Here is a 24,274-nt window from a genome sequence, read left to right as displayed (position 1 = left end):
GGATGATAATAGTTTATTCGAACAGATTGTGATGCAGGGTGCGTACTACTTGCTCGGCGTCGTTACCTGGAACCAGGAAGCACAGGTTATAGCTGCTGGCGCCGTAGCAAATCATGCGGATATTGAATGGGTCGAGTACGCCGAACACCTCTTTACCCACGCCGCAGGCCTGGGAAAGCTTATTGCCGATCAGCGCTACCAGAGCCAGATTTTCTTCTACTTCCACCCGACATAGAGACGACAGCTCGGTCAGCAGTGAGGTCGTTAACAGGCTACCACCCGTTGAGGTTGAACCCGTTGTATCCATTGTCAGTGCGACGCTGACTTCGGAAGTGGTAATCAAATCCACCGAGATATTATGACGTGCCAGAATGTTGAACACTTCGGCCAGAAAACCGCGTGCGTGCAGCATGTTAAGGCTGTGCAGTGTCAGCAGGGTTTGCTTACGGCGCAGTGCCAGTGCGCGGAACAGCGGTGGGTTCTCGGTTGTGTTACACACCAAGGTGCCCCCGGCGGAAGGGTCTTTACTTGAGCCGACAAACACAGGGATATCGCTGCGAACAGCTGGCAACAGAGTCGCTGGGTGCAGAACTTTTGCACCAAAGGTCGCCATTTCCGCAGCTTCTTCGAAACCGATTTTATCAATGCGTTTTGCTGCGGGTACTACGCGTGGATCGGTGGTGTAGATGCCCGGCACGTCGGTCCAGATATCCACGCGACTGGCACTTAGCGCTTCGCCCAGCAGTGCCGCAGTGTAATCGCTGCCGCCGCGGCCTAGCGTAGTTGTGCGGCCTTTTGGCTCGCTGCCGATAAAGCCTTGAGTGACCACCAACGCTTCCTGCAGACGCGGCTTGAGTAACGTTTGGGCTAATTGACTCAGCGCTGCGCTGTCCGGTGTGGCGCGCCCGAAATGGTCATCGGTGTGCATGACTTTACGTACGTCAAACCATTCTGCCTGCACGTTGCGAGCGCGAAGGATCTCAACGAACAGCAGGGTAGACATCAATTCGCCGTGGCTGACCAGTTCGTCGGTCAGCGCTGTTGAGGTCGCCAGTGCCGCTGCTTCAGACAGCATGGCGATATTTTCCAACATGCGGTCGATTTCATCGCGGATCACGGCCGGGTTGTCGAGACGATCAAGGATGGCGTATTGGATGCGGCGAATTTCATCGAGCTGGTAAGTGCGCTTGTCGGCATCACTGCCTTCGGCCAGAGCCACCAACAGATTGGTGACGCCCGCGGAAGCGGACAAGACCACCAGACGTACGTCCGGATTGGATAGGACGACGTCGGCGCTGCGATTCATGGCTTCATAATCAGCAACGCTGGTGCCGCCGAATTTGGCGACAACGGTGGAATTCTGGGGTGCTGCTTGGTTCATGTAAAAACCTCGTGTCAGGGTGGCTCTATTCAGAGAGCGCTTTTTTCATAGCCTTGGCACAAGGGAGGAGCGATAAACAGGGGGCAGGCGTAGAGGTTAACGCTACGATACACCCAGAAGCGCCCCACCTTGCTGACTGCCCTTACGGACAATCCCTGGTGACAACTCAGGGGATTCAGCCCCTGTAGCCGATATGATGAATGCCGCGCATCACCTTACCTCGGCGTCGCTCCCCCTCAAGCGTCGTCATTGGAGAACGGCTCCTCTGACACTCTACCTGGGCGACGCACCTCTTCTGGCTTGCACACGGGGTGTGCAAGTAGGCTGTTAGGAATAGCCGGTAATCGCGCTGCTGTCAACGTCCAGACGTTGAGGGATTTTCATCTTGTACCAGTGCAATCAGCGTACAGGGCATCGCTGGGACGAAACCGGAACCGATCGGCTGCAGTGTGCCGTCCTCCCGCTGACTGAATAGCGGAATAACACCCTGATGTTTCTCAAGATACTCCAGCCAGCCAAAGTTCTCGTTTAGTTTGGTGGCTTTGATGGTCGCCCCGTGAGCGATCAGGCTGCTTAACCGCCCGTAGGTGGCCTCTTGATTAAACAAAACTTCATGTCGACGGAAGCGTGAGCTTTCGCCACTGTTGCCGCGACCTTTCAGTGGGGCACCGGAGCGGATAGCGAACACCTGCCCGTCGCCAAAAATATGGCCGAAGTGATAGACCGCCAGTGCATTCTGATGGCGGTTGGGCGACAGTGCCAGCACTTGCGCAGTATCGCTAAGATCAAGGAAGTTCTCGGCGTGTTCGGAGTAAGCATGTCCATAATACGCGGGAATGCCGTCCATTCGTGCCTGGCGGTAATATTCCCAGCTACTGTCAGTAACAATCACCGGGATATTCATTTTCATCAGTGCCTGTGCCAGCATGCGTGCCACGCTATTGGCTCCGACGATCAGCACCCCACGTGGTTTTTGCTGCTGAACCCGCAACCAGCGCGCCATCATGCCACTGGTCAGGCTTTGTAGCACCACAGTACCAATGATCACGGCAAATACCACGGTCACCAGACGATCGGCGCCTGGGTAACCGCTGCGTTGCAATGTCAGGGCGAATAATGAACTCACCGCAGCGGCGACGATGCCGCGTGGAGCTATCCAACACAGCAGCAGGCGATCGCGCCAGTGCAAGGACGAGCGCCAGGTTGACACAGCAATACACAGTGGACGGGCGATAAACTGCACCACCAGAAGCAGACCCAGCAGCGGCCAGCCCATGTTCCACAGTGCCTGGACATCAAGCCGCGCGGCCAAGATGATAAACAGCGCCGAAATCAGGATTGCCGACAGTTCTTCTTTAAAGGCCAGTATGTCACTGGTATCCACATCACGCATATTGGCCAGCCAGATACCCATCACCGTGACGGTCAGCAGGCCGGATTCGTCGGCAATGGCATTAGACACGCCAAAGGCGGTAAGCATAATTGCCAGTACTGCAAGGTTTTGCAGGTAGCGTGGTAGCCAAACACGGCGTAGTGCCAGGCCCAGCAGGTAACCGAATAATGCGCCAGCGACCAGGCCGACAGCGGCGGTAATGCCCAGAGTGTAGAACAGGTGAGTATAGGATTCTGAATGCTGCTTCAGCACGATAAATTCAAACACCAGCAGCGTAAAGATAGCGCCGACCGGGTCGATCACGATGCCTTCCCAGCGCAGTACCTGGTTGATATTGGCATTTGGCCGCACTACACGCATCAGCGGGGCAATGACTGTTGGACCGGTGACGACGGTGACTGCGCCGATCAGCGCAGCCAGTTCCGGCGGAAAGTCCAGCAGCCACCAGCAGGCCACACCGATCACCAGGAATGTGATCAGCATACCGATGGTGACCAGATTGCGCACCACGCCGCCGAGACCACGTATCTCCTCGACGCGTAGTGTCAGCGCTCCTTCAAACAGAATAATGGCGACCGACAGCGACACCAGCGGGAACAGAAGATCGCCGAACAGCGCATCCGGCTGTACCAGGTGCACCACCGGTCCTAGCACGATGCCAAATACCAGCAGTGGCAAAATGGCCGGCAAGCGTAATAACCAGGCTAACCACTGTGCTAATAACGAACTTAATCCAATAACCACCAACATCAACGGGGCAGATAATTCCATAGTAATGTCCTTCGTCTTTCAAACTACAGCCTGGTTGGCCGCGCATCCTTAGCCTAATTACGTCAATGACGTGGTGATAATCTGACACAGTTTAGTGACAGTTAAGTAACCCTGATAACAGGCTATTATCCAAAAGTATAGGGGAAGAGCTGAAACGATGCGGCTGCGTTTAACAGTTAGCACCTATCGCAAGAAAAGAGATCATAATCACAGTCGAACAGGCTACAATCGGACAACCACGTCACATTTATTCTCAAGCCTAAGAGTGTTGCTATGAAAAATATCAATCCTAGTCAAACCGCTGCTTGGCAAGCCCTGCAGCAACATTTTGAACAGATGAAAGACGTACAGATCAGCGATCTGTTTGCTCAGGACAGTAAGCGTTTCTCCAAATTTTCCGCCACCTTCAACGATCAGATGCTGGTGGATTACTCTAAAAACCGCATTACCGCGGAAACCTTGGAGAAGCTGCAGGCACTGGCGAAAGAGACTGATCTGCAAAGTGCGATCAAATCCATGTTTGCCGGTGAGAAAATTAACCGTACCGAAGACCGTGCGGTGCTGCATGTTGCCCTGCGCAACCGTAGCAACAGCCCGATTATCGTTGACGGCAAAGATGTGATGCCGGAAGTGAATGCGGTGCTGGCCAAAATGAAACAGTTCTGTGACCGCGTGATTGGCGGTGACTGGAAAGGTTACACCGGTAAAGCCATTACTGACGTGGTGAACATTGGTATCGGCGGCTCGGACCTTGGCCCTTATATGGTGACCGAGGCATTGCGTCCGTACAAAAACCACCTGAATATGCACTTTGTTTCTAACGTTGACGGCACCCATATCGCCGAAACGCTCAAAGCGCTCAATCCGGAAACGACTTTGTTCCTGGTGGCGTCAAAAACCTTCACCACGCAGGAAACCATGACCAACGCCCACAGCGCGCGTGACTGGTTCCTGAAGACTGCCGGCGATCAAAAACACGTGGCGAAACACTTCGCGGCGTTGTCCACCAACGGCAAAGCGGTGGGTGAATTCGGCATCGATACTGCCAATATGTTCGAATTCTGGGACTGGGTTGGTGGCCGTTATTCTCTATGGTCTGCAATAGGTCTGTCGATTGCGCTGTCCGTGGGTTATGAAAACTTCGAGCAGTTGCTGAGCGGTGCGCATGAGATGGACAAGCATTTCGCGCAAACGCCAGCAGAGAAAAACCTGCCGGTGCTGCTGGCACTTATCGGTATCTGGTACAACAATTTCTTCGGCGCAGAAACCGAAGCCATCCTGCCGTATGACCAATACATGCACCGTTTTGCTGCTTACTTCCAGCAGGGCAACATGGAGTCCAACGGTAAGTATGTCGATCGCAACGGTAACCCAGTGGATTACCAGACCGGCCCGATCATCTGGGGCGAGCCAGGCACCAACGGCCAGCACGCGTTTTACCAGTTGATCCATCAGGGGACCAAACTGGTGCCTTGCGACTTTATCGCACCGGCCATCAGCCACAACCCGCTGAGCGACCACCACGCCAAACTGCTGTCGAACTTCTTCGCACAGACCGAAGCGCTGGCGTTTGGCAAATCGCTGGAAGTGGTAGAGGCCGAGTTTGCGGCACAGGGTAAAACGCCGGAAGAGGTCAAGCACGTGGCGCCATTCAAGGTATTTGAAGGCAACCGCCCGACCAACTCTATCCTGCTGCGTGAGATCACGCCGTTCAGCTTGGGCAGCCTGATCGCCCTGTATGAACACAAGATCTTTACCCAGGGCGCGATCCTGAACATCTTCACCTTCGACCAATGGGGCGTGGAGCTGGGTAAGCAGCTGGCTAACCGTATTCTGCCTGAACTGGCGGGTGACGAAGCGGTAAGTAGCCATGACAGCTCAACCAATGCGCTGATCAACCGCTTCAAAGAATGGCGTTAATCGCAGCTTGAATTGATGCCAATAAAAAACCCGCCGCGGCGGGTTTTTTTATGTCTGGAGGATTACAGATTGATTGGCACTTCGAAACTGATGCCTGCGCCCACGTCATCGGCGGTGCTGGCGTTGTTATCGGTGTACCACAGGCTGGTATCAAACTTGACCTGTGAGTCGAAGTTGTAGCCCCAACCCAACTGAATGCCTTTCAGCGTGTCAGATTTTGGGAATGCCTGGTTAATTGACTGGCTGTTTGGATTCACTTTGGCGTATACCAAGCGAGTGCTCCAGCGTTGGCCATCGTCCAGCACCATTTCTACGCGGCCAGACAGCATTTGGCCGTCACCACCCATCGCGTGGCCCAGCGGGTAACCCTGCTGGTAGTAGCCACCTTTATAAGTGTAATGGGTGTAAACATAGTTTTTACGGCTCATGTCTGAGCGGGTATCCGCCCCTTCGATAGACCAGTTGATGGTAGTTGGGCCCCATTCCGGATGACCTTCTAAACCTAACAGGTAGGTGTTTTGTGAAGGCAGGAAACCGGCCTCATCTTCACCGACCAACTGACCGTACAGGCTGACAGGTAAGCCAATCAGTGGCTGCATTTTCAGCTTGAAGTCGAAACCGGCGAGCTGGTTACCCGGATCGTTGCCTTGACCCGAATCATCGTTGTCTTTACCTGTAAAGGCATCCCAGAAGGAACTCCACGACTGCGGACGACCTTCACCACCCCATTGCATGATGCGCGATGCACCCAACTCAAGGAAGTTGGTTGGCATCATGGTAAAACGACCGCCAATCAGTTTGGTGTGTGGTACAGCAGTATATTGCGACAACTGGCCAGCGGTAATTTGATACTGCCAGCGGCCAATCCACGACAACCAAGGTGTTTCAAACGGCGATTGGTCAGCGCGTTGGAGCATGAAACCTGCGACCGGACGTGCTGCGTCTGAGCGGATCAGACTGCCGTCATAACCTGGGCCCCACCATTGGGATACTTCACCAAAGGACAGCCATTGGTTCCAGATTTTCACCGCACCGTAAGAGCCTTGCATATTGAATTTGGAACCGTCGCTAACACGCTGATCGCCTTCGACAGAACCCTGAACGCGCACGTCCCAGAACTCACCGTTTGCGCCTGCGCCAATAGTGAGGCGATCGTCGGCATATTCGTTTTGACCAAAGCCCTGTGGCGTGCCAGGTTTGTCGGTGGAAGCATAGCCACTCACACGGATATTGGCTTTCAGTTCCCCGACACGGCGTTGAACACGGTCGATGACATTTTTCTCGGTATTCGTGACTGGTTTGGCTTGTGAGATAACCGAGCTGATTTCTTCCTGGCTCAGTGGCCAAGTGGACAGACTGACGTTGATGACGCCACGGTCGGACAGCCAGGCGAGGTCATTACGCAGGTCATTATCAGGGGTGACCAATCCGCTGGCATGGCTGCTCAATGCACAGGTAAACAGGCCCGCGGCGACCAGTCCGTTAAGCTTAGCGCGCATAAATATTCCCTTGTTAATTCGAGTTGTTTGTTTTATGTAAAGATCTATGACCCATCATAGTGGACATTTCAATTTGCTACAAATATATCCATATGAAACATTTAAATGTAACCGGTTGAATAATATTTATTTTTTTATGCTTTTTTGGATATGTTAATTTTTAAGATAATGCCTATGGTAGGATTCGCGGATAATTTCAGTGGTGTTAATGGGGAATATGTATGGCAAAAACCTCCCGCTCAGTGATGGTGGCGAAAGGGTTACAACGGGTGTTGAACGTTGGGCTGCTGCTGCTAGCGGCGATCCTGATCGTCTTTTTAGTGAAAGAAACCATTCATTTGGCGAAAGTCTTATTTGTAAACAACGAAGAGTCGACGTCTTATCTTCTGATTGAGGGAATTGTCATCTATTTCCTCTATTTTGAGTTTATTGCCTTGATTGTGAAGTATTTCGAGTCGGGCTATCACTTTCCTTTACGTTACTTTATTTATATCGGTATCACCGCGATTATCCGTTTGATCATTGTGGATCATGAAAATCCAATAGATACGCTAATTTATTCTGCGGCGATATTGTTGCTGGTGGTGACGCTTTATCTGGCTAATACCGACCGATTAAAGCGCGAATAAATACCCGTCATACTTGAAGCTGCGGCGGCGTTTGCTGCACGTGCGCACCCCAGTCACTTACGTTGAGTAAGCTCCTGGGGATTTACACGTTGGCCGCCTTGCTGCAACTCCAATTATTTGGGGTATATCAATAAAAAAGGCGGCCCGGAGAGGCCGCCGAAGACACAGGTATTGATTACCCGCCACCTTTCAAGCTGCAAGCGTTGTTAACTGTACTCGCCCATCTCAGTTACTTACTAAAGTAAGCGCCTGAGGATGGGCGAGCTGGTCGCCTAGCTGTAACTTGAAATCCATAGGGTAAAGAAATAGAACGAAGTACATCAATCGCATTGCAGTGGCACAAAACTAACCTTTCACGCCGCCAGCCGTCAGGCCACCGACCAGCCAGCGCTGCGCCAGCAAGAAGACGGCGGTAATCGGAATCGCTGACAGCACCGCCGCAGCGGCAAAGTCTCCCCACAGATAGTTCTGCGGGTTTAGATATTGCTGCATCCCAACCGCCAGCGTATAGCTGTTGACGTCGCGTAATAGCAGTGAGGCCACCGGCACCTCGGTGATGGCAGCGATGAAAGACAGAATAAATACTACGGCAAGAATCGGTACCGACAGCGGCAGTAACACTAAACGGAAGGCTTGCCACGGGCTGGCGCCGTCCAGTGCTGCCGCTTCTTCCAGCGAATTATCGATGGTTTCGAAATAGCCTTTGATAGTCCAGACGTGCAGCGCGATACCGCCCATATAAGCGAAGATTACACCGCCATGCGTGTTCAAACCGATAAATGGAATGTATTGGCCCAGCCGATCGAACAACGCGTACAGTGCCACCAATGACAACACTGCCGGGAACATCTGGAAAATCAGCATGCTTTTCAGCAGTGTGCTTTTGCCGCGAAAACGCATGCGAGCAAAGGCATAAGCACAGGTCGTGGACAATGTAACGATGCCGATGGCGGTGATCACCGCGATCTTAATTGAATTCCACAACCACAACAGGACCGGGAACGGCGGTGGGGTGACGCTGCCGTCGGCGTGTGTCACGCTCATGCCGAGCGCCAACCGCCAGTGATCCCAGGAAATTTGCTCCGGTATCAGGCTGCCTGTAGCAAAGTTACCGGAGCGCAGTGAGATAGTGACGACCATCAGCAGCGGGAACATGATCAGGGCGATAAAGCACAACATCAGTGTATGAGTCATCCACAGGCGCAGACGCTGGGATTTGGGTTGGACCATAGCCATTATTTTTCTCCCTAGTCGAAGTTCATCTTGCTGGCTTTCAGATTCAGGATCGCCAGGGCGCCTACCAACAAGAAGATCAGCGTGGCAATTGCCGCCGCCAGCCCAAAGTCCTGTCCACCGCCGCCTTCGAAGGCAATACGGTAGGTGTAGCTGACCAGCAGGTCGGTATAACCGGCTGGCGTGGTGGTGCCAATCATGTCCGGCCCGCCGTTGGTCAACAGTTGGATCAGCACGAAGTTATTAAAGTTGAAGGCGAAACTGGCGATCATCAGCGGTGTCAGCGGTTTAATCAGCAGCGGCAAAGTGATGCGGAAAAAGTTCTGCATCGGGGTGGCGCCGTCCATCGCCGAAGCCTCGTACAGGTCATCCGGGATGGCTTTCAGCAGCCCCATGCACAGGATCATCATGTACGGATAGCCCAGCCAGGTATTGACGATCAAAATCATGCTTTTGGCGGTGATAGGGTCGCTGAACCAGGCCGGTTTGATACCGAACAGATGGCTGAGCATCATGTTGATTTCACCGAAGCTTTGGTTGAACAACCCCTTGAAAATCAGAATCGAAATAAACGACGGCACCGCGTAGGGCAATATCAACATTACGCGATACACCGCTTTGCCCTTCAGCGCTTCCCACTGCACCACGCAGGCTAGCACCATGCCTACCGCTACGGTGAGGATCACGGTCATCACCGAGAACACAATGGTCCAGATAAAGATCGACACGAACGGTTTCTTGATGCCTTCATCCTGCAGGACGCGCAGGAAGTTTTTTCCACCGATGGTGACGGTGTAGCCCGGACTAAGCGTTTCTTTGGCCCAGTTTCCGTCAGCATTTACGGCCTGATAGAAGCCAATTTCCGGGTTCGGCCGGTATTGAATATGGGTTTGTTGGTCGGTCAGCGTATTGCTGTCCTTATCCAGCGCATAAAGCGGGGTGGTACCGGAAAACTGGCGTAGGGAGCTCATGCGCAGCTCACCGCCATCCGGTAACTGTGCAACCAGTTGGCTCAACGCCTGACGGTTTTGAGTGATCACTCGCAACGTGGCACGTTCGCCCGCCGGTTCGGCGCTTTCTTCGACCAGCTTCAGCGTTTGCGGTGCGTTGGCATCAAAGCTGAAAGGCTGGGAAATCAGCGGTTGGCCGCTGTCCGGGTGGGTTAACTGCAGACGCCAGCGCTGGTTGTCCGCTGGGTACAGACTGAAGGTAAAGGTCTTGCCGGTCTGGAACTGACGCTGCATCAGCACCGACTGTGCGCGCTCAAAGGTGAGCTGATTGGTACTGCTGTAGTTGGTAAAGGCGATGGCGATGGTGCAAATCAGCGGAAACAGGACGAATAGCCCCATGCCGGCGATGCCAGGGTAAACGTAGCGCCAGGCGTAGGCGCGACGGTTGGCGAAGACGTAAAGCCCGGCGCTGACCAGAATCAACGTCAGAATGGCAAACAGGTATTCACCCTGTGCATACATCAACACAATCAGATAGCAGGTAACCAGGCTGAACAGGCCGATGACCAGCCATTTCAGGATGTCACTCTGCCACCACTTCGACTTTTTGCGCGCAGGTGAACCGGCGTGAGCTAATTGCATAGGGCGTTCCTTTCTGTGAAGCCACAGCGGGGTGCCTGTCTGCACCCCGCACAACATAGTGTGTTACTTGGTGATACGGGTCTGTACGTCATCCAGTGCGGCTTTCACCGTCTGACGGCCGCTGACGGCGTTGATTACCGCACTGCGTTCGGCGTACCAGAAGGCGCTCATCTGCGGGATGTTAGGCATGATTTCGCCGTTCTGGGAGTTTTCCATGGTGGCGGCAATCTTCGGATCTTTCGCCAGTTGTTCCTGGTAAGACTTCAGTGCGACAGCGCCCAGAGGCTTGTCTTTGTTGACGTCCGCCAGCCCTTCGTTGGTCAGCAGGTAGTTCTCAAGGAATTCGGTCGCCAGCTCTTTGTTTGGGCTAGCGGCGTTGATCCCTGCGGTCAGTACGCCGACGAAAGGTTTGGATGGCTTGCCTTTAAAGGTCGGCAGCAGGGTCACGCCGTAGTTAATTTTGCTTTGCTCGATGTTTGACCATGCCCACGGGCCATTGATGGTCATGGCGGTCTGGCCTTTGTTGAACGCAGCTTCGGCAATCGAGTAGTCGGTATCGGCGTTGATGTGTTTGTTTTTCACCAAATCGACGATGAATTGCAGGCCAGCCTGGGAACCGGCATTGGCGACACCTACGTCCTTGATGTTGTACTTGCCATTCTCATACTTGAAGGCATAACCGCCGTCGGCGGCAATAATTGGCCAGGTGAAGTAGGGTTCTTGCAGGTTCCACATGATGGCACTCTTGCCTTTGGCGCGCAGTTCTTTGTCCAGCGCCGGAATTTCTTCCCAGGTTTTCGGTGCTTGCTTGATCAGGTCTTTGTTATAAATCAGCGATAACGCTTCAACGGCGATCGGGTAACCGATCAACTTGCCGTCATAACGTACTGCATCCCAGGTGAACGGGAACAACTTGTCCTGGAAAGCTTTGGAAGGATGGATCTCGGCCAGCAGGCCAGACTGCGCGTAACCACCAAAACGGTCATGAGCCCAGAAGATGATGTCCGGGCCGTCGCCGGTTGCCGCAACCTGCGGGTATTTCTCTTCCAGCTTGTCCGGATGTTCGATGGTGACTTTGATACCGGTGTCTTTCTCAAATTTTTTGCCGACTTCGGCCAGGCCGTTATAGCCTTTATCGCCGTTGATCCAGATAACCAGTTTCCCTTCCTCGATCTTGGCAAAGGCGGAAGAAGAGAGCACCAACGTGGTCAGAGCCGAAAGTACCAGCGTACGGGCGGTGGTAAAGCTGCGAGTCATAATCCAATCCTTCTTTTTTGTGGGCACGTAAATCAAGGAGAGAGGTTTCGCGGTAATAGTGGGTCACAAAGCGACACATTCTCATCCTCCCCCCTTCTACGCCCCATACCTGCGTAGTGTGATCCAGTTAACATTGCTCTCTATTCTGTGGCGTCAGACACAAAATAGGGGGACGATTTTTGCCAGGCAGATCACAGATTTGTCTTAAGCGTGGAACTTCTCACCGCTACGGTCGTTCTCTCATCCTCCCATCTCCTCCCCCATGAAAAATTCTGTTACGGATGATTACCCTTTGTGGGGTTTACCGCACTATCGGCCACATTGATTTTTATCGCCACGTGCAGCAGGGAATCGGATTTATGTCGCCAATGCCTATCGCCACTCAGCCAACCCTGTACCGGATCCATCCGGTCAGTTTCCGTGATGGAAACGGGGACGGTGTGGGTGACGCTCACGGCATGATTGCGGCATTACCGTACTTGAGCACGCTGTCGATTGACGGTTTGGTACTGCCGCAAGCGTTGGCGGCACAAGATGAAGCCACGGTCGCAACCCAAGGGCTGACGTTGTGGTATTGCGACGGGCCAAACCACATTCGTCGTGCCACCGCTGCGCAGCAACAGTATCTCCGCAGCCCATTAGCGTTAGAGGTCGTGCCCTTCAGCGTGGAAAAGCTGGTTGAGGTATTGAATGACCGCCGCGTCACCCTGGCAGATAGCCTGTGGAGTACCGGTGATGCCGATCAACCTCGCGTGGTCAGCCACTGGGGGCAAGGCAACTTACGCTCCGCTGATGCTTTTTTAACGCTGTTGGCGATGTTGCCTGCACCTATTTGCTTGTATCAAGGCGAAGAATTGGGACTGCCGCACGCCGCTGGTCTGCAGGATCCTCTTGGTGCGCAAACGCCGATGCCTTGGCATGAAGCGCCAGAACAGGTGACCTCTGGCGAAATTCACTGGTACCAGCAGGTGGCGATCGAACACCGCGCGCTGGCCATCAGCCGCCAGCAGTATGACAACCAATCCACCTTACGTTACTGCCAGTCCCTGCTGGCATTACGCCGGCTTCCGGTTATCCAACAGGGAGAACTGAGCATCGTTAGCCAGCGTAATGGCGTCGTGCGCTTAATTATTACCCATCAGGATCAATGCCTTGAAGCGCTGATTAACCTGCAGCCTTATACTCAGGCGGCCGCGCCGTCTGAGGCGACCTTGCCACTGGCATGGCAGCACGGTGCGCAGCAAGAGGGTCATCAATGGGTTTTGGCGGGTTTTGCGTCCGCCATTTTTACACGAAATGTTAACTGCGAAAGCAGGGGAGTAACGCATGGCTAGCGTCACATTGCGCAGCGTTTATAAGGCCTTCGGCGAAGCTGTGATTTCCAAAGACGTCAATCTGACAATAGATGACGGTGAGTTTGTGGTGTTTGTCGGGCCATCGGGCTGCGGCAAATCTACGCTGCTGCGCATGATCGCGGGGTTGGAGGACATTACTTCCGGTGACCTGATGATTGGCGATAAACGCATGAATGAGGTTCCGCCGTCTGAGCGCGGTATCGGCATGGTCTTCCAGTCTTATGCGCTGTATCCACACCTGTCAGTGGCCGACAACATGTCATTTGGCCTGAAGCTGGCGGGTGCCAAGAAAGCAGAAATCAACCAGCGGGTTAACCAAGTTTCGGAAGTGCTGCAACTGGCCCATTTGCTCGATCGACGACCTAAAGCGTTGTCCGGTGGGCAACGTCAGCGTGTGGCGATCGGTCGTACGTTGGTGGCGGAACCGGATGTGTTCCTGCTCGACGAACCGCTATCTAACCTCGACGCCGCACTGCGAGTGCAAATGCGCATTGAGATTTCCCGTCTCCATAAGCGCCTACAGCGCACCATGATTTACGTCACTCACGATCAGGTCGAAGCGATGACGCTGGCCGACAAGATCGTGGTACTGGACGCCGGGCGTGTAGCCCAGGTCGGTAAGCCGCTGGAGCTGTACCACTATCCGGCCAACCGTTTTGTCGCCGGTTTCATTGGGTCGCCGAAAATGAACTTCCTGCCGGTCAAAGTGACCGCTGTGGAACCGCAACAAGTCCAGGTCGAACTGCCTAACCGTCAACTGGTGTGGTTACCGGTGGAAGGTACGCAGGTTCAGGCCGGTTCGAACATGTCATTAGGTATTCGTCCAGAGCATCTGTTGCCTGGCGATGCCTCTGAAGTTCGCCTGACCGGCGACGTACAGGTGGTGGAGCAACTCGGTAACGAGACGCAAATCCACATCCAAATCCCGGCAATTCGTCAAAACCTGGTTTACCGCCAGAACGACGTGGTGCTGGTAGAAGAAGGTGCAACATTCGCTATAGGCCTGCCGCCTCACCGCTGCCATCTGTTCCGTGAAGACGGTACGGCATGTAAACGGCTGCACCAGGAGCCGGGCGTTTAAAGCATCACAGTCTGTATAACAGGAGAATAATGATGACTACCTTGCGCAAACTTCCTCTGGCACTGGCAATCGCCGCTGGTGTTCTCACAACTCAGGCGATGGCCGTGGATTTTAAAGGTTACGCCCGTTCTGGTATCGGCTGGACCGGTAGCGGTGGTGAGCAACAGTGCTTCAAAGCCACCGGTGCTGACAGCAAATACCGTCTCGGTAACGAATGTGAAACTTACGCCGAACTGAAGCTGGGTCAGGAAGTGTGGAAAGAAGGCGATAAAAGCTTCTATTTCGATACCAATCTGGCCTATTCCGTTTCACAACGTTCTGACTGGGAAGACGTGACCCCAGGCTTCCGTGAAGTGAATGTGCAGGGTAAAAACCTGATCGACTGGCTGCCGGGCTCCACCATGTGGGCCGGTAAGCGCTTCTATCAGCGTCATGATGTTCACATGATTGACTTCTACTACTGGGATATCTCTGGCCCAGGTGCCGGTCTGGAAAATATCGATCTGGGCTTCGGTAAGCTTTCTGCTGCCGTCACCCGTAACTCTGAATCCGGTGGTTCTTACGGTTATCTGGATAATGAATGGAAGCAGCGCCCAACCGTCAACGATACCTTTGACGTGCGCTTGGCGGGTCTGGAGCTCAATCCTGGTGGGACTCTGGAACTGGGCGTAGACTACGGTCGCGCGAATGCACAAGATGGCTATAGTTTGGCCGACGGCGCCAGCAAAGATGGCTGGTTGATCACTGCCGAACATACCCAAAGTATTCTGAGCGGTTACAACAAGTTTGTACTGCAATATGCCACTGATTCAATGACCTCCCAGAACAATGGCCGTAGCCAAGGCGCCACTATCGACAACAATGGCAAGATGATTCGCGTGTTGGATCACGGTGCCATCGACTTCAACGATAAATGGGCGATGATGTATGTCGCTATGTTCCAGGACATTGATCGCGACAATAACAACGGCACCACTTGGTACACCGTGGGTGTGCGTCCAATGTACAAATGGACGCCTATCATGAGTACCCTGCTGGAAGCCGGTTATGACAACGTGAAATCCCAGCGTACCGGCGATCGCAACGGCCAATACAAAGTCACCCTGGCGCAACAGTGGCAGGCGGGCAACAGCATCTGGTCACGTCCGGCTATCCGCGTATTTGCTACCTACGCCAAGTGGGATGAGAAATGGGGCTACGCTAACAGCGATTCCGGCGCCGGTTACACCTCAGGTACCGCGTATAACGACACCAGCATGCACACTTTCAGCCGCGGTAATGACGATGAAGTCACCTTCGGCGCTCAGATGGAAATCTGGTGGTAATGTGATAACGGGGAGAGCCAGGTGTTCTCCCCAACCTGTATTCGCCGACACTGACTCTCTTGCCTGAGGCGCGTCGGATACAATGGGGTATAACAATGAAAAAGAATCTGCTGTCACTCTGCTTGTCACTGGCGCTTACCCTTGGTGCGCCATTGGCGGCCAATGCTGATACGCCGGCTAATGTCTCCATCGCACCAGCCATTAGTGCCAGCACGCTGCAAAGCCTGCCATGGCAACCGCTGGTACCGCCGGTTAGCCAAGACGTGAAACTGGATAATGTCAGCCCGCAAATCAATCAGGGCGATATTCAGGGCGCTATTGCCGCCTATACGCTGCCAGCCGATCGCGGCTCGCTGGAAGTTACGCTGAGCAGCATCAGCAAGAACAACTCAATTTATGCGCCAAGCGTACTGGTGCTCGATGAGCACCTGCGTCCGGCTGCCTATTACCCGAGCAGCTACTTCCCTTATCAGCCACCTGGCGCGATGTCGTCGGATCGCTTAGAGGGAACGCTGAAACTGACCCCAGCTCTGGGTCAGAAACAAATCTATCTGCTGGTGTACACCACCCGTCAGGATCTGGCAAAAACCACCCAACTGACCAACCCGGCAAAAGCATATGCGCAGGGTGTGGGTAACGCAGTGCCGGATATTCCGGATCCTATCGCTAGCCATAGCACCAGTGGCACCATCAAACTGAAGGTCACTGCAGAACAGGGTAGCGGCAATATTATGATTGGCATGCTGCAACCGGCACCGGCGGCGACGCCAGTGGTTGTGGGATCTACTGCTGCAGTCGCAGCAGCACCGGCTCAGGTGCCAAGCAAGCCGGCGGAACCGATGTTGAATGACACAGAAACCTACTTTAACAATGGCATCAAACAGGCAGTGAAGGCGGGAGACATCGATAAAGCGCTGAAGCTGATGAATGAGGCGGAAAAACTGGGTTCCACCACAGCACGTGAAACGTTTATTAGCAGCGTGAAAGGCAAGGGGTAGTACCCGACGCTGCCGATGCTGGCTCAATGATTGGTGCGCCTCGGCGCACCTTTTTTCATTCGCGGGCCAGCGTTTGGCCGATCAACGCCAGTAGACGGGGATTATCGACCTGTTGCATCACCCGCACAGGTTTGCCCGTGGGCTCCGGCATGCCGACGGTCAGGCGCAAACTGTCTGGCCGCCAGCGCCGTGAACTGCCGCGTGTCATGGCTCCCTCCAGTGCAACATCCACATAATATTCTTCTGTTGTCACCAGCTCCGGCTCTAACAGCCAGGCAATCACCAGCGCATCATGAATCCAACAGCCTGGTAGATGGCGCGTATGGCGGGAATAATCGATCCAGGGTCGGGTCGTCGCCAGCAGATAGCGACACAGCGGCGTATCCGGTTGGGTCATGTGCGCCAGGTCTGCCTGAGTCAACATCGTCTTTGTCGTGACGTCTAATGGGGCGAGCGTGATGTGAGCGCCGCTAGTCAGCACCCGCCGGGCGGCTTCAGGATCCAATCCAAAATTGGTGTCCTTAATGTAGCCTTCGACGTTGAAAACCCCGCCCATAATCACGATTTCCTTCACGGCTTGAGCCATTTGTGGATACAACTGCAAAGCATGCGCGACGTTGGTGAGTGGGCCGATCGCTGCCAGGGTGATTTCGCCGGGGTTATTGCAGATAAGCTCGCCGATTGCCACTGCGGCATTCGGTGTTGTTGTTATTGTGGCATGTGGGCAAGGCGTTTCGCGCCACAGGCTGGCTAAATCCGGATCGGTAATGGCACGATCCAAATGGGCACGCCAGGGCTCTGGTGGTTCACTCAAGGCACAGGTGGCGCCAGCCACCACCGGCACCTGATAGCCGGTTTGTTGCAATAGATGATGGGCCACGGCGAAGCCGACGTCACGTGGCGTATTGCCCGCTACGATGCTGATCAACTCCAGCGAGAGCTGCGGTCTGGCCGCCAGAGCTAATGCCAGCGCCAACCCGTCGTCGACGTTGGCACCGGGGATGCCGTTACCGGGATCGCAATCAATAATCAAACGCATAGCAGTTACCTAAATCAATAAACTAGCAGCCGCACGATCGGCGGATATGTAGCTGGAAGGCGAATTCATGCAGCTCCGGTTGCGCCGCACCGGCAGCCAGCATGGCGATTGCCCGTTTCGCCATGGCGTCAATCGGCTGTTCGACCGCGCTGAGGGGCGGAATGCTGAATTCGGATTGCTGGGTGCCATTAAAGCAAATGATAGCCAGGTCGTCCGGTACGTGCAGCCGGTGTTCCGCCAGTGCCGACAAACAACCGAGCGCCTGTTGCTCGTTGGATGTGAATATGGCTCGTGGGCGCGGTCCTTGCAGCATTCTTTGACTGGCCTGATAGCCGCCCTGACGTGTGTAGGGGGCTTCAAAAATCCATTCCTTATGCGGTGTAATGCCCGCCTCAATCAGAGCATCACGCCAGCCATTTAGGCGATCCTGTGCGTTGAGCATGCTCAGTGGGCCTACAAAAATGCCAATTTCCCGGTAGCCGTGTTGTAGCAGATGGCGTGTTGCCTGGCAGGCAGCATCACGTTCGTCTACGCGAATGGCGCAAATACCGGCATGGTTGTCGATGGTGTCGATCATCACGCAAGGGGTACCGGAATTGCGGATCAGATCAAACCAGGGATGGCGATCGACACTGATGTACAGCAGTCCGTCAACCTGACGGCGCAGCAGATGATTAATCAGGTCGTGTTCGCGCTGCCGGTCGTCGCCGGCGTCACCTAACAGCAGTACGCGTCCGTGGCTGAATGCCTCGCGTTGCAGCGCCCGTGCCAGTGTGGCAAAAAAGGGGTTGGAAATGTCAGGCACTACTAAACCGTAAGTCAGGGTATTACCTGAAGCCAGTGCGCGGGCAATGTCGTTCGGCCGGTAACCGGTTTGTTCGATCGCGGCCAGTACCCGCAAACGGGTGGCTTCTGCCACCGGCCGCGGGCCGTTGTTAATCACATAACTGACGACCGCGACCGAGGTGCCCGCTACGCGGGCGACGTCGGCGCGGGTGATACGCCGCGCGGATTGATTATCCAAGTTGGGTTCCTGTACGCCCTGATTACACCGCGTCCTGCGGCAAGTTAAGATCGCGGCCGCGGGTTTCCGGTGCAAAGAAGGTGGTGATTAAGCCAATGCCCGCCATTACAACAAAATAGCAGGCAACAGGCCACCAGTGACCGAAGCCGGCCAGCAGGGCGGTAGCAATCAGCGGTGCGGTACCGCCGGACAGGATCGACCCCAGCTCTTTGGCAAATGCCATTTTTGAGTAGCGATTTTTGACGCCAAACAGTTCCACGCCGTAGGCGGCCTGCACGCCAAAAATACCCAATGAAGCAATGCACATGCCGACCACAATCACCGAAATCACTATTGCTGGTTCGCGGCTGTCGAGCAGCCAGAATGCCGGGAAGGCATACAGCACTAGCAACAGGCAGAACCAACGGTAGGTAACGCGGCGGCCAAAGCGGTCAGAAAGCCAACCCGCGAGAGGGATCACCAGGAAACCGCACAGTGAGGCAATCATCACTGCCAGTGCCGGCACTGACTTATCCACCATCAGCACCTTGGCAACGTAACCCACGATAAAGCCCTGGCACAGATAGGATGGGCCGTTCTCGCCAATACGCAGGCCCAGCATGATCCAGAAGGCTTTAGTGCGTTGCAGATAGCTGCGGTTATCTGGTGTAGCAGGCGTGTTGTCCAGCATCCGCTGACGGTTTTGTTGCAGTTCGCGTTCAAACACCGGTGTTTCACGTACGTGGCGGCGCAGGTACAGCGCCCCTCCGGCGATCAAGATGCTGGCGAGGAACGGAATACGCCAGCCCCAAGCGATCAGATCAGCTTTATCCAACTGCAAGACCAGCAGCCACACCAGCGAGGCCAATAGCGTTCCACTGTTAGAGCCGATAGCAATGATCGAGGCGACCAGGCCACGCCGTTTGGCCGGTGCGTATTCTGCCAGCATGACGGCGCCGCCGGAAAGTTCTGCACCAGCACCGAAGCCCTGAGCAAAACGCAGGATCACCAGACAGGTGGGGGCCCAGACGCCAATTTGGGCATAGGAAGGGATCAGCCCGATCAGCGTTGTGGAAACGCCCATCAGTGCAACTGTTGTGAGCAACACCACGCGGCGGCCCTTACGGTCGCCAATCCAGCCGAAAACCAACGCGCCGATAGGCCGGGCAATAAAACCGACGGAATAGGTGGCGAAGCTTGCCAATAGCGCGACCATTGGGGTGGCTTCGGGGAAGAACACGTCGCCGAACACCATGCCCGCTGCCAGACCATACAGGGCAAAATCGACATACTCCATGGCGGTGCCGAGCCAGCATGAGAAAGTGGCGCGCCAGAATTGACCACGCCCCTCTTTGGTGGCTAAACGTTCATCGGCCGCCAGCGTTTCACTGGCGGCCTGTGGGGTTGCAAGCGTTGTTTCGCTCATTGTATTGATATCCTCTGTTTTGCTGCAGTGAGTTCCCTGGTGTCGGCAAGAAGGTTTGCTGACGAAAATGTCGGACAAATGGCGATTCAACGCTGCGATGCAAGAGTATCTACGCGCGTAGATAAAACAATGCAACAAAGGTGAAAGTTTGCGGACGATCACAGAATCCCCATCGCTCCGGGGAACGAAGGTAAAGAAAACAGATGGCAGAAAAATGACATTACGGCACTTTTTTACTGTTGAGTTTGCTACGTGCTATCCCACGAATCTGCCTGCCGCTTTTGAATTTCTGCGTTACAATGGCTCTCTGTTAACAGTTTGTATGGTCTGGCGCGGCCGCAGGGCGCGGCGTCAGGCATGGAGTAGAGCAATGTCTGGCAATAGGGATTCCATCTTGCCGCCGCTGGAGTGGTTATCTGTGCAACATCCTCCGGTACCCGCCGCTGTAAGCGACTGGCTGATGGAGCTAGGGTCGATGACTCGCCGTTTTGAGCGTCACTGTGGGCGTGTGCACGTTGAACCACAGCGCGAATGTTTTGTTACCCGCGATCAACTGGGTGAAGAGGCTGAACACTTGCCGGACAGCCCGCGTTACTGGCTACGTGAAATCGTGTTATTGGGCGACAACCAGCCTTGGTTGCTGGGGCGTACGGTGATCCCTCAGGAAACGCTCACTGGCCCGGATTTGGCGCTGGTGGATTTGGGTACGCTGCCACTGGGGCGTTATCTGTTTAGCAGCAATGAGCTAACCCGCGATTATATTCACATGGGGCGGCAAGAGAGCTTGTGGGCGCGTCGCTCCCGCCTGAGACTGGCGGGTAAACCGCTGTTGCTGACGGAACTGTTTTTACCAGCTTCGCCACTGTATGCGGCAGAAAGTACGGACCCAGAATGATGAGGAGAGGAAATACCTTGGAGGGAAGCGTGATTCAAAGCAAGTGGCAGGCTTATAGCCATCTGATGCGCATTGATAAACCGATTGGCACCTTGTTGTTGCTGTGGCCAACTCTGTGGGCGCTGTGGCTGGCGGGGCAGGGCGTGCCATCGCTGTCTATCCTGTTGGTGTTTGTGGTTGGGGTCTTCCTGATGCGTGCAGCCGGTTGCGTGGTGAATGACTATGCCGATCGCGCCGTCGACGGCCACGTAAAGCGGACTGCCGGGCGTCCGATGCCAAGCGGCAGAGTTAGCGAGAAAGAAGCCAAAATTCTGTTTGTGGTATTGGTACTGATCTCATTCGGGCTGGTGCTGACGCTGAATTCAATGACCATTTGGTTGTCACTGGCCGCGTTGGCATTGGCATGGGCTTATCCGTTTATGAAGCGGGTCACGCATCTACCGCAGTTCGTACTGGGTGCTGCCTTTGGTTGGGGCATTCCCATGGCTTATGCTGCTGTGAGTGAGTCGCTGCCTCTGAGCTGCTGGCTGCTATTGCTGGCCAATATCTGCTGGACAGTGGCTTATGACACGCTGTACGCCATGGTTGACCGTGATGATGACTTGAAGATTGGTGTTAAATCCACGGCCATTTTGTTTGGGCGTTACGACAAACTGATCGTTGGCTTACTGCAACTGGCCACGCTGTTGTTGTTAGTCTGGGTTGGCTATCTGGCTCAGTTGAGCGGGGCATTTTACTGGTCGTTACTGCTGGCAGGTGCGCTGTTTATCCACCAGCAAAAGCAGATCGCGACCCGTGAGCGCGAGGCCTGCTTCAAGGCATTCCTGGACAACAACTACGTTGGGTTAGTGCTGTTTATTGGTATCGCGCTGAGTTACTGGCAGGCTTAACGGGCCACTGGCAATAAAAAAGGCACCCGAGGGTGCCTTTTTCGTTTCCGTAACAACGGATTACTCGTCTTTTTCTTCAACTTCTTCGAGTGCAACCGACGGCGCGTTGGTTTCCGCTGGCATGCTGACACTCTCAATGGTCAATTTGATCTCTGGGGTGATCAAATCGCTCAGCATGCTGTACACCTCCATGGTGTGCTCACGAACTGCATCGCCAATATCGTTGATATAGCCTTCTTCACGCAGCGTTGCCACCAGGGTTGAGAACACTGCTTTGTCGAAGAACTCTGGCGCGTTGATGCCGTGCAATACCGACAGACGCTGGGCCATAATCCGACTCTCTTTCTCCAGTGCACCGCGATTAATGCTCGGATTCGCACTGAGGATCGACATGGTTATGGCGTAGCGTTGCAGCGTTTCGCGGATACCGGCGGCCAACAATTGCAATGGTCGGATGCGTGCTGGATTCAGAACCAGTTCGTCACCCTTATCGCAGATCAGTTGCTGACGGATCATTTCCTCGATCAGTGGTCGCAGCACTTCGGACAGTTGTTCCTTGTCGTTGTGCAAGAACAGCTCAGCCTTCAGCATTGGGTAAATCAACCCAATCTGACGCAGCAGTTCGGTGCGAGAAACGCGGCGATGATGCATCACGATCGTGGCTATCAGTGAAGGTAGCACCAGCAGATGATGGATATTATTGCGGTAATAGGTCATCAGGACTGCCTGCTCGCGTGGCAGGATGATGATATCGCCGATATTATCCTTCTCGACCTCAAACTTATTCATGTTCAGCGCGTGATCCAGCAGCTCATCTGGCGTCTGGGTCGGTACGGTGACATCGCTGGCATAAGGCACATTGCGCATCAGTTGCAGATAGCATTCAAGCTGCTCCAGCAACTGCTCACGGGTCAGCGAGCGTTGGCGTGAAGCCAGTAGCGCCGTGGAGCACAAGTTCATGGCGTTAGCCGCGGCGGCATTGTTGATGCGCACCATGATCTTGGCCGCCAGATCGTTAACCGTCGGCGTCAACCAGCTTGGGCGTTGGGATTCGATAGGATCAATCGATTCACGCCATTGAGGCACGTTCTGGTTCAGGTAAGTGGTCAACGGCAGTGGATCACCGAAGTTGACATAACCCTGGCCGAGATTACGCAGCTTGCGCAGACCACGCAGCATCTGCAGCAGGCTCTCTTTTTCCTTGGTCGCGCCACGCAATTCTTTAGCGTAGGTGCCCACCTCCATCACGTGCTCGTAACCGATGTAGATCGGCACCAGTGTGATCGGGCGAGAACCGCCGCGCAGCATTGCCTGAATGGTCATCGACAGAGTGCCGGTCTTCGGTTCCAGCAGACGTCCGGTACGAGAACGACCACCTTCGACAAAGTACTCCACTGAGTAACCACGGCTAAAGAGTTCGCCGAGGTATTCGCGGAACACCGTCGAATACAGTTTGTTGCCTTTGAACGTCCGGCGGATAAAGAAGGCACCCAGGCGGCGGAAGATCGGGCCAGCCGGCCAGAAGTTGAGGTTAATACCGGCGGCAATGTGTGGCGGCACCAGGCCCTGGTGATACAGGACGTAAGAAAGCAGCAGGTAGTCCATGTGGCTGCGGTGGCAGGGCACATAAACGATCTCATGGCCGTCTTGTGCCAACTGACGCACGCGTTCGGCGTTGGTGACGTTGATACCTTGATATAACCGGTTCCAGGTCCAGCTCAACACGCGGTCGGAAAGGCGCACAGTTTCATATGAGAAGTCAGCAGCGATTTCTTCCATCAGCGCAATGGCGTTCTGCTGGGCTTTCTCATGGGAAATTTTCTTGCTGCGCGCTTCGTCTTCGACTGCTTTCTCGATCGCTTTGGACGCCAACAGTTTGTTGAACAGGTCCTGACGGGCCGGCAGGCTTGGGCCAACGGCTGCCAGACGCTGACGCGAGAAGTGCATTCGTGCTACGCGCGCCAGTTTTTGTGCGATGGTTTTGTCCGTGCCGTGTTCCGTCGCCATGCGACGCAGCGAAACGGTGTTGGAGAAACGCACAAAGCTGTCGCGGCCGAGCCACAACACGGCAAAGAACTTCTGTACACCGTTAAGCAGGCGCAGATGCGGCGTGCCATGGCCTTCGCGGCCTGGAGAACGACCAAACATCACTGAAACAGGCAGCATCTGAATATCGAGATCCGGATTACTGCGGTGCAGATCCAGATAGTCGTGAAACAGTTTTACTGACTCTTCTTTCGGTGTGTAGTAGCGGAATACGCGCGGGCCGTCGTGAATAAACACGTGGCTAGGCAGCACGGTACCGTCTATCTCCAGCGGATTGAGGGGATCGGGCAGATCCTGCGCCAGGCACTGGGTGCGTAGCGTCAGTAAATCCGCCTTGGAATTATAAGGTAAAACATACAAAATCGGCCGTGAGGGATCCAACCCTAACTCCGTGACCGGATCTGAAGGGATAACCTTACTTCTTACCAACAATTTGAGTGGTAAATTCAATAGTTTATAATAAATTTTACGCCAACCTGACATAACAACGTGAAGCCTCTTGTTAGCAATGCGCCGCAAGCATACCAGAAACCGGGTAGCA

General features: G+C 54.4%; 18 protein-coding genes and 1 riboswitch. Of the genes, 8 read left to right on the top strand and 10 right to left on the bottom strand.

Annotation, left to right across the window (positions count from 1 at the left end; genetic code table 11):
- Positions 1-13: 13 nt before the first annotated feature.
- The gene (gene lysC, locus SGBXF1_RS21930) at positions 14-1,381 is read right to left on the bottom strand and encodes a lysine-sensitive aspartokinase 3 (RefSeq protein ID WP_037416076.1); all 1,368 of its coding nucleotides are present in this window, start codon (positions 1,379-1,381) and stop codon (positions 14-16) included.
- A 109-nt stretch (positions 1,382-1,490) separates the two neighbouring features.
- Positions 1,491-1,684: riboswitch (Lysine riboswitch) on the bottom strand.
- 52 nt (positions 1,685-1,736) lie between these two features.
- Positions 1,737-3,545, bottom strand: a complete 1,809-nt coding sequence (locus SGBXF1_RS21925) for a cation:proton antiporter (RefSeq protein WP_037416079.1) — start codon at positions 3,543-3,545, stop codon at positions 1,737-1,739.
- A gap of 273 nt (positions 3,546-3,818) precedes the next feature.
- Between SGBXF1_RS21925 and pgi the strand changes: the two genes are divergently transcribed.
- Positions 3,819-5,465 (top strand): glucose-6-phosphate isomerase, encoded by a 1,647-nt coding sequence (pgi, locus tag SGBXF1_RS21920; RefSeq protein WP_186427545.1) that lies wholly within the window; start codon positions 3,819-3,821, stop codon positions 5,463-5,465.
- 62 nt (positions 5,466-5,527) lie between these two features.
- On the opposite strand, the gene SGBXF1_RS21915 is transcribed toward pgi, so the two are convergent.
- On the bottom strand, positions 5,528-6,964 hold the full coding sequence (locus SGBXF1_RS21915) for a capsule assembly Wzi family protein (RefSeq protein WP_130382213.1): 1,437 nt from the start codon (positions 6,962-6,964) through the stop codon (positions 5,528-5,530).
- Between the two features lie 221 nt (positions 6,965-7,185).
- Between SGBXF1_RS21915 and psiE the strand changes: the two genes are divergently transcribed.
- Positions 7,186-7,593, top strand: a complete 408-nt coding sequence (gene psiE, locus SGBXF1_RS21910; protein ID WP_020837183.1) for a phosphate-starvation-inducible protein PsiE — start codon at positions 7,186-7,188, stop codon at positions 7,591-7,593.
- A gap of 345 nt (positions 7,594-7,938) precedes the next feature.
- Here the strand turns inward: psiE and malG are convergent, their stop codons facing one another.
- From malG to malE, 3 genes are all read right to left on the bottom strand, one after another.
- The gene (gene malG, locus SGBXF1_RS21905) at positions 7,939-8,829 is read right to left on the bottom strand and encodes a maltose ABC transporter permease MalG (protein WP_004948829.1); all 891 of its coding nucleotides are present in this window, start codon (positions 8,827-8,829) and stop codon (positions 7,939-7,941) included.
- An 11-nt stretch (positions 8,830-8,840) separates the two neighbouring features.
- The gene (gene malF, locus SGBXF1_RS21900; RefSeq protein WP_186427544.1) at positions 8,841-10,418 is read right to left on the bottom strand and encodes a maltose ABC transporter permease MalF; all 1,578 of its coding nucleotides are present in this window, start codon (positions 10,416-10,418) and stop codon (positions 8,841-8,843) included.
- A 63-nt stretch (positions 10,419-10,481) separates the two neighbouring features.
- Positions 10,482-11,675 carry a maltose/maltodextrin ABC transporter substrate-binding protein MalE gene (gene malE, locus SGBXF1_RS21895; RefSeq protein WP_037416088.1) on the bottom strand — a complete coding sequence of 398 codons (1,194 nt, stop codon included), beginning with the start codon at positions 11,673-11,675 and terminating at the stop codon, positions 10,482-10,484.
- Positions 11,676-12,034: 359 nt separating this feature from the next.
- On the opposite strand from malE, the gene SGBXF1_RS24005 reads away from it, so the two are divergent.
- The 4 genes from SGBXF1_RS24005 to malM all read left to right on the top strand — a co-directional run bounded on the left by SGBXF1_RS24005 (position 12,035) and on the right by malM (position 16,434).
- Positions 12,035-13,009 (top strand): alpha-amylase family glycosyl hydrolase, encoded by a 975-nt coding sequence (locus tag SGBXF1_RS24005; RefSeq protein WP_186427543.1) that lies wholly within the window; start codon positions 12,035-12,037, stop codon positions 13,007-13,009.
- Positions 13,002-14,111 carry a maltose/maltodextrin ABC transporter ATP-binding protein MalK gene (gene malK / locus SGBXF1_RS21885; RefSeq protein ID WP_037416091.1) on the top strand — a complete coding sequence of 370 codons (1,110 nt, stop codon included), beginning with the start codon at positions 13,002-13,004 and terminating at the stop codon, positions 14,109-14,111. Before SGBXF1_RS24005 ends, malK begins: the two co-directional genes overlap by 8 nt.
- A 29-nt stretch (positions 14,112-14,140) precedes the next feature.
- Positions 14,141-15,436, top strand: coding sequence for a maltoporin (locus tag SGBXF1_RS21880; RefSeq protein ID WP_147284278.1), 1,296 nt, complete (start codon positions 14,141-14,143; stop codon positions 15,434-15,436).
- A 95-nt stretch (positions 15,437-15,531) separates the two neighbouring features.
- Positions 15,532-16,434 carry a maltose operon protein MalM gene (gene malM, locus SGBXF1_RS21875; RefSeq protein ID WP_130382205.1) on the top strand — a complete coding sequence of 301 codons (903 nt, stop codon included), beginning with the start codon at positions 15,532-15,534 and terminating at the stop codon, positions 16,432-16,434.
- Between the two features lie 55 nt (positions 16,435-16,489).
- Here malM and SGBXF1_RS21870 read toward each other — a convergent pair whose 3' ends face one another.
- The 3 genes from SGBXF1_RS21870 to SGBXF1_RS21860 are packed head-to-tail and all read right to left on the bottom strand — an operon-like array spanning position 16,490 to position 19,902.
- Positions 16,490-17,473: a nucleoside hydrolase gene (locus tag SGBXF1_RS21870; protein WP_186427542.1), complete on the bottom strand. Its 984-nt coding sequence runs from the start codon at positions 17,471-17,473 to the stop codon at positions 16,490-16,492.
- A gap of 22 nt (positions 17,474-17,495) precedes the next feature.
- Positions 17,496-18,497 carry a LacI family DNA-binding transcriptional regulator gene (locus SGBXF1_RS21865; RefSeq protein ID WP_186427541.1) on the bottom strand — a complete coding sequence of 334 codons (1,002 nt, stop codon included), beginning with the start codon at positions 18,495-18,497 and terminating at the stop codon, positions 17,496-17,498.
- A gap of 22 nt (positions 18,498-18,519) precedes the next feature.
- On the bottom strand, positions 18,520-19,902 hold the full coding sequence (locus tag SGBXF1_RS21860) for an MFS transporter (RefSeq protein ID WP_186427540.1): 1,383 nt from the start codon (positions 19,900-19,902) through the stop codon (positions 18,520-18,522).
- A 370-nt stretch (positions 19,903-20,272) separates the two neighbouring features.
- On the opposite strand from SGBXF1_RS21860, the gene ubiC reads away from it, so the two are divergent.
- Both ubiC and ubiA read left to right on the top strand, forming a co-directional pair.
- Positions 20,273-20,797, top strand: a complete 525-nt coding sequence (gene ubiC, locus SGBXF1_RS21855) for a chorismate lyase (protein ID WP_061807783.1) — start codon at positions 20,273-20,275, stop codon at positions 20,795-20,797.
- Positions 20,794-21,687: a 4-hydroxybenzoate octaprenyltransferase gene (gene ubiA, locus SGBXF1_RS21850; RefSeq protein ID WP_037416110.1), complete on the top strand. Its 894-nt coding sequence runs from the start codon at positions 20,794-20,796 to the stop codon at positions 21,685-21,687. The genes ubiC and ubiA overlap by 4 nt, the downstream gene beginning before the upstream one ends.
- 60 nt (positions 21,688-21,747) lie before the next feature.
- Here ubiA and plsB read toward each other — a convergent pair whose 3' ends face one another.
- A complete protein-coding gene (gene plsB, locus SGBXF1_RS21845) occupies positions 21,748-24,216 on the bottom strand; it encodes a glycerol-3-phosphate 1-O-acyltransferase PlsB (protein ID WP_037416113.1) in 2,469 nt (822 codons plus the stop codon).
- Positions 24,217-24,274: the final 58 nt, after the last annotated feature.

The organism is Serratia grimesii (assembly GCF_900186025.1).
GTDB lineage: Bacteria > Pseudomonadota > Gammaproteobacteria > Enterobacterales > Enterobacteriaceae > Serratia > Serratia grimesii.
This window is presented reverse-complemented; position numbering and strand designations above follow the sequence as displayed.

Excerpts from the sequence above, each read along its gene's own strand:
- lysC (WP_037416076.1), bottom strand. The coding sequence starts at position 1,381 with ATGAACCAAGCAGCACCCCAGAATTCCACCGTTGTCGCCAAATTCGGC.
- SGBXF1_RS21925 (WP_037416079.1), bottom strand. The coding sequence starts at position 3,545 with ATGGAATTATCTGCCCCGTTGATGTTGGTGGTTATTGGATTAAGTTCG.
- pgi (WP_186427545.1), top strand. The coding sequence starts at position 3,819 with ATGAAAAATATCAATCCTAGTCAAACCGCTGCTTGGCAAGCCCTGCAG.
- SGBXF1_RS21915 (WP_130382213.1), bottom strand. The coding sequence starts at position 6,964 with ATGCGCGCTAAGCTTAACGGACTGGTCGCCGCGGGCCTGTTTACCTGT.
- psiE (WP_020837183.1), top strand. The coding sequence starts at position 7,186 with ATGGCAAAAACCTCCCGCTCAGTGATGGTGGCGAAAGGGTTACAACGG.
- malG (WP_004948829.1), bottom strand. The coding sequence starts at position 8,829 with ATGGCTATGGTCCAACCCAAATCCCAGCGTCTGCGCCTGTGGATGACT.
- malF (WP_186427544.1), bottom strand. The coding sequence starts at position 10,418 with ATGCAATTAGCTCACGCCGGTTCACCTGCGCGCAAAAAGTCGAAGTGG.
- malE (WP_037416088.1), bottom strand. The coding sequence starts at position 11,675 with ATGACTCGCAGCTTTACCACCGCCCGTACGCTGGTACTTTCGGCTCTG.
- SGBXF1_RS24005 (WP_186427543.1), top strand. The coding sequence starts at position 12,035 with ATGTCGCCAATGCCTATCGCCACTCAGCCAACCCTGTACCGGATCCAT.
- malK (WP_037416091.1), top strand. The coding sequence starts at position 13,002 with ATGGCTAGCGTCACATTGCGCAGCGTTTATAAGGCCTTCGGCGAAGCT.
- SGBXF1_RS21880 (WP_147284278.1), top strand. The coding sequence starts at position 14,141 with ATGATGACTACCTTGCGCAAACTTCCTCTGGCACTGGCAATCGCCGCT.
- malM (WP_130382205.1), top strand. The coding sequence starts at position 15,532 with ATGAAAAAGAATCTGCTGTCACTCTGCTTGTCACTGGCGCTTACCCTT.
- SGBXF1_RS21870 (WP_186427542.1), bottom strand. The coding sequence starts at position 17,473 with ATGCGTTTGATTATTGATTGCGATCCCGGTAACGGCATCCCCGGTGCC.
- SGBXF1_RS21860 (WP_186427540.1), bottom strand. The coding sequence starts at position 19,902 with ATGAGCGAAACAACGCTTGCAACCCCACAGGCCGCCAGTGAAACGCTG.
- ubiC (WP_061807783.1), top strand. The coding sequence starts at position 20,273 with ATGTCTGGCAATAGGGATTCCATCTTGCCGCCGCTGGAGTGGTTATCT.
- ubiA (WP_037416110.1), top strand. The coding sequence starts at position 20,794 with ATGATGAGGAGAGGAAATACCTTGGAGGGAAGCGTGATTCAAAGCAAG.
- plsB (WP_037416113.1), bottom strand. The coding sequence starts at position 24,216 with ATGTCAGGTTGGCGTAAAATTTATTATAAACTATTGAATTTACCACTC.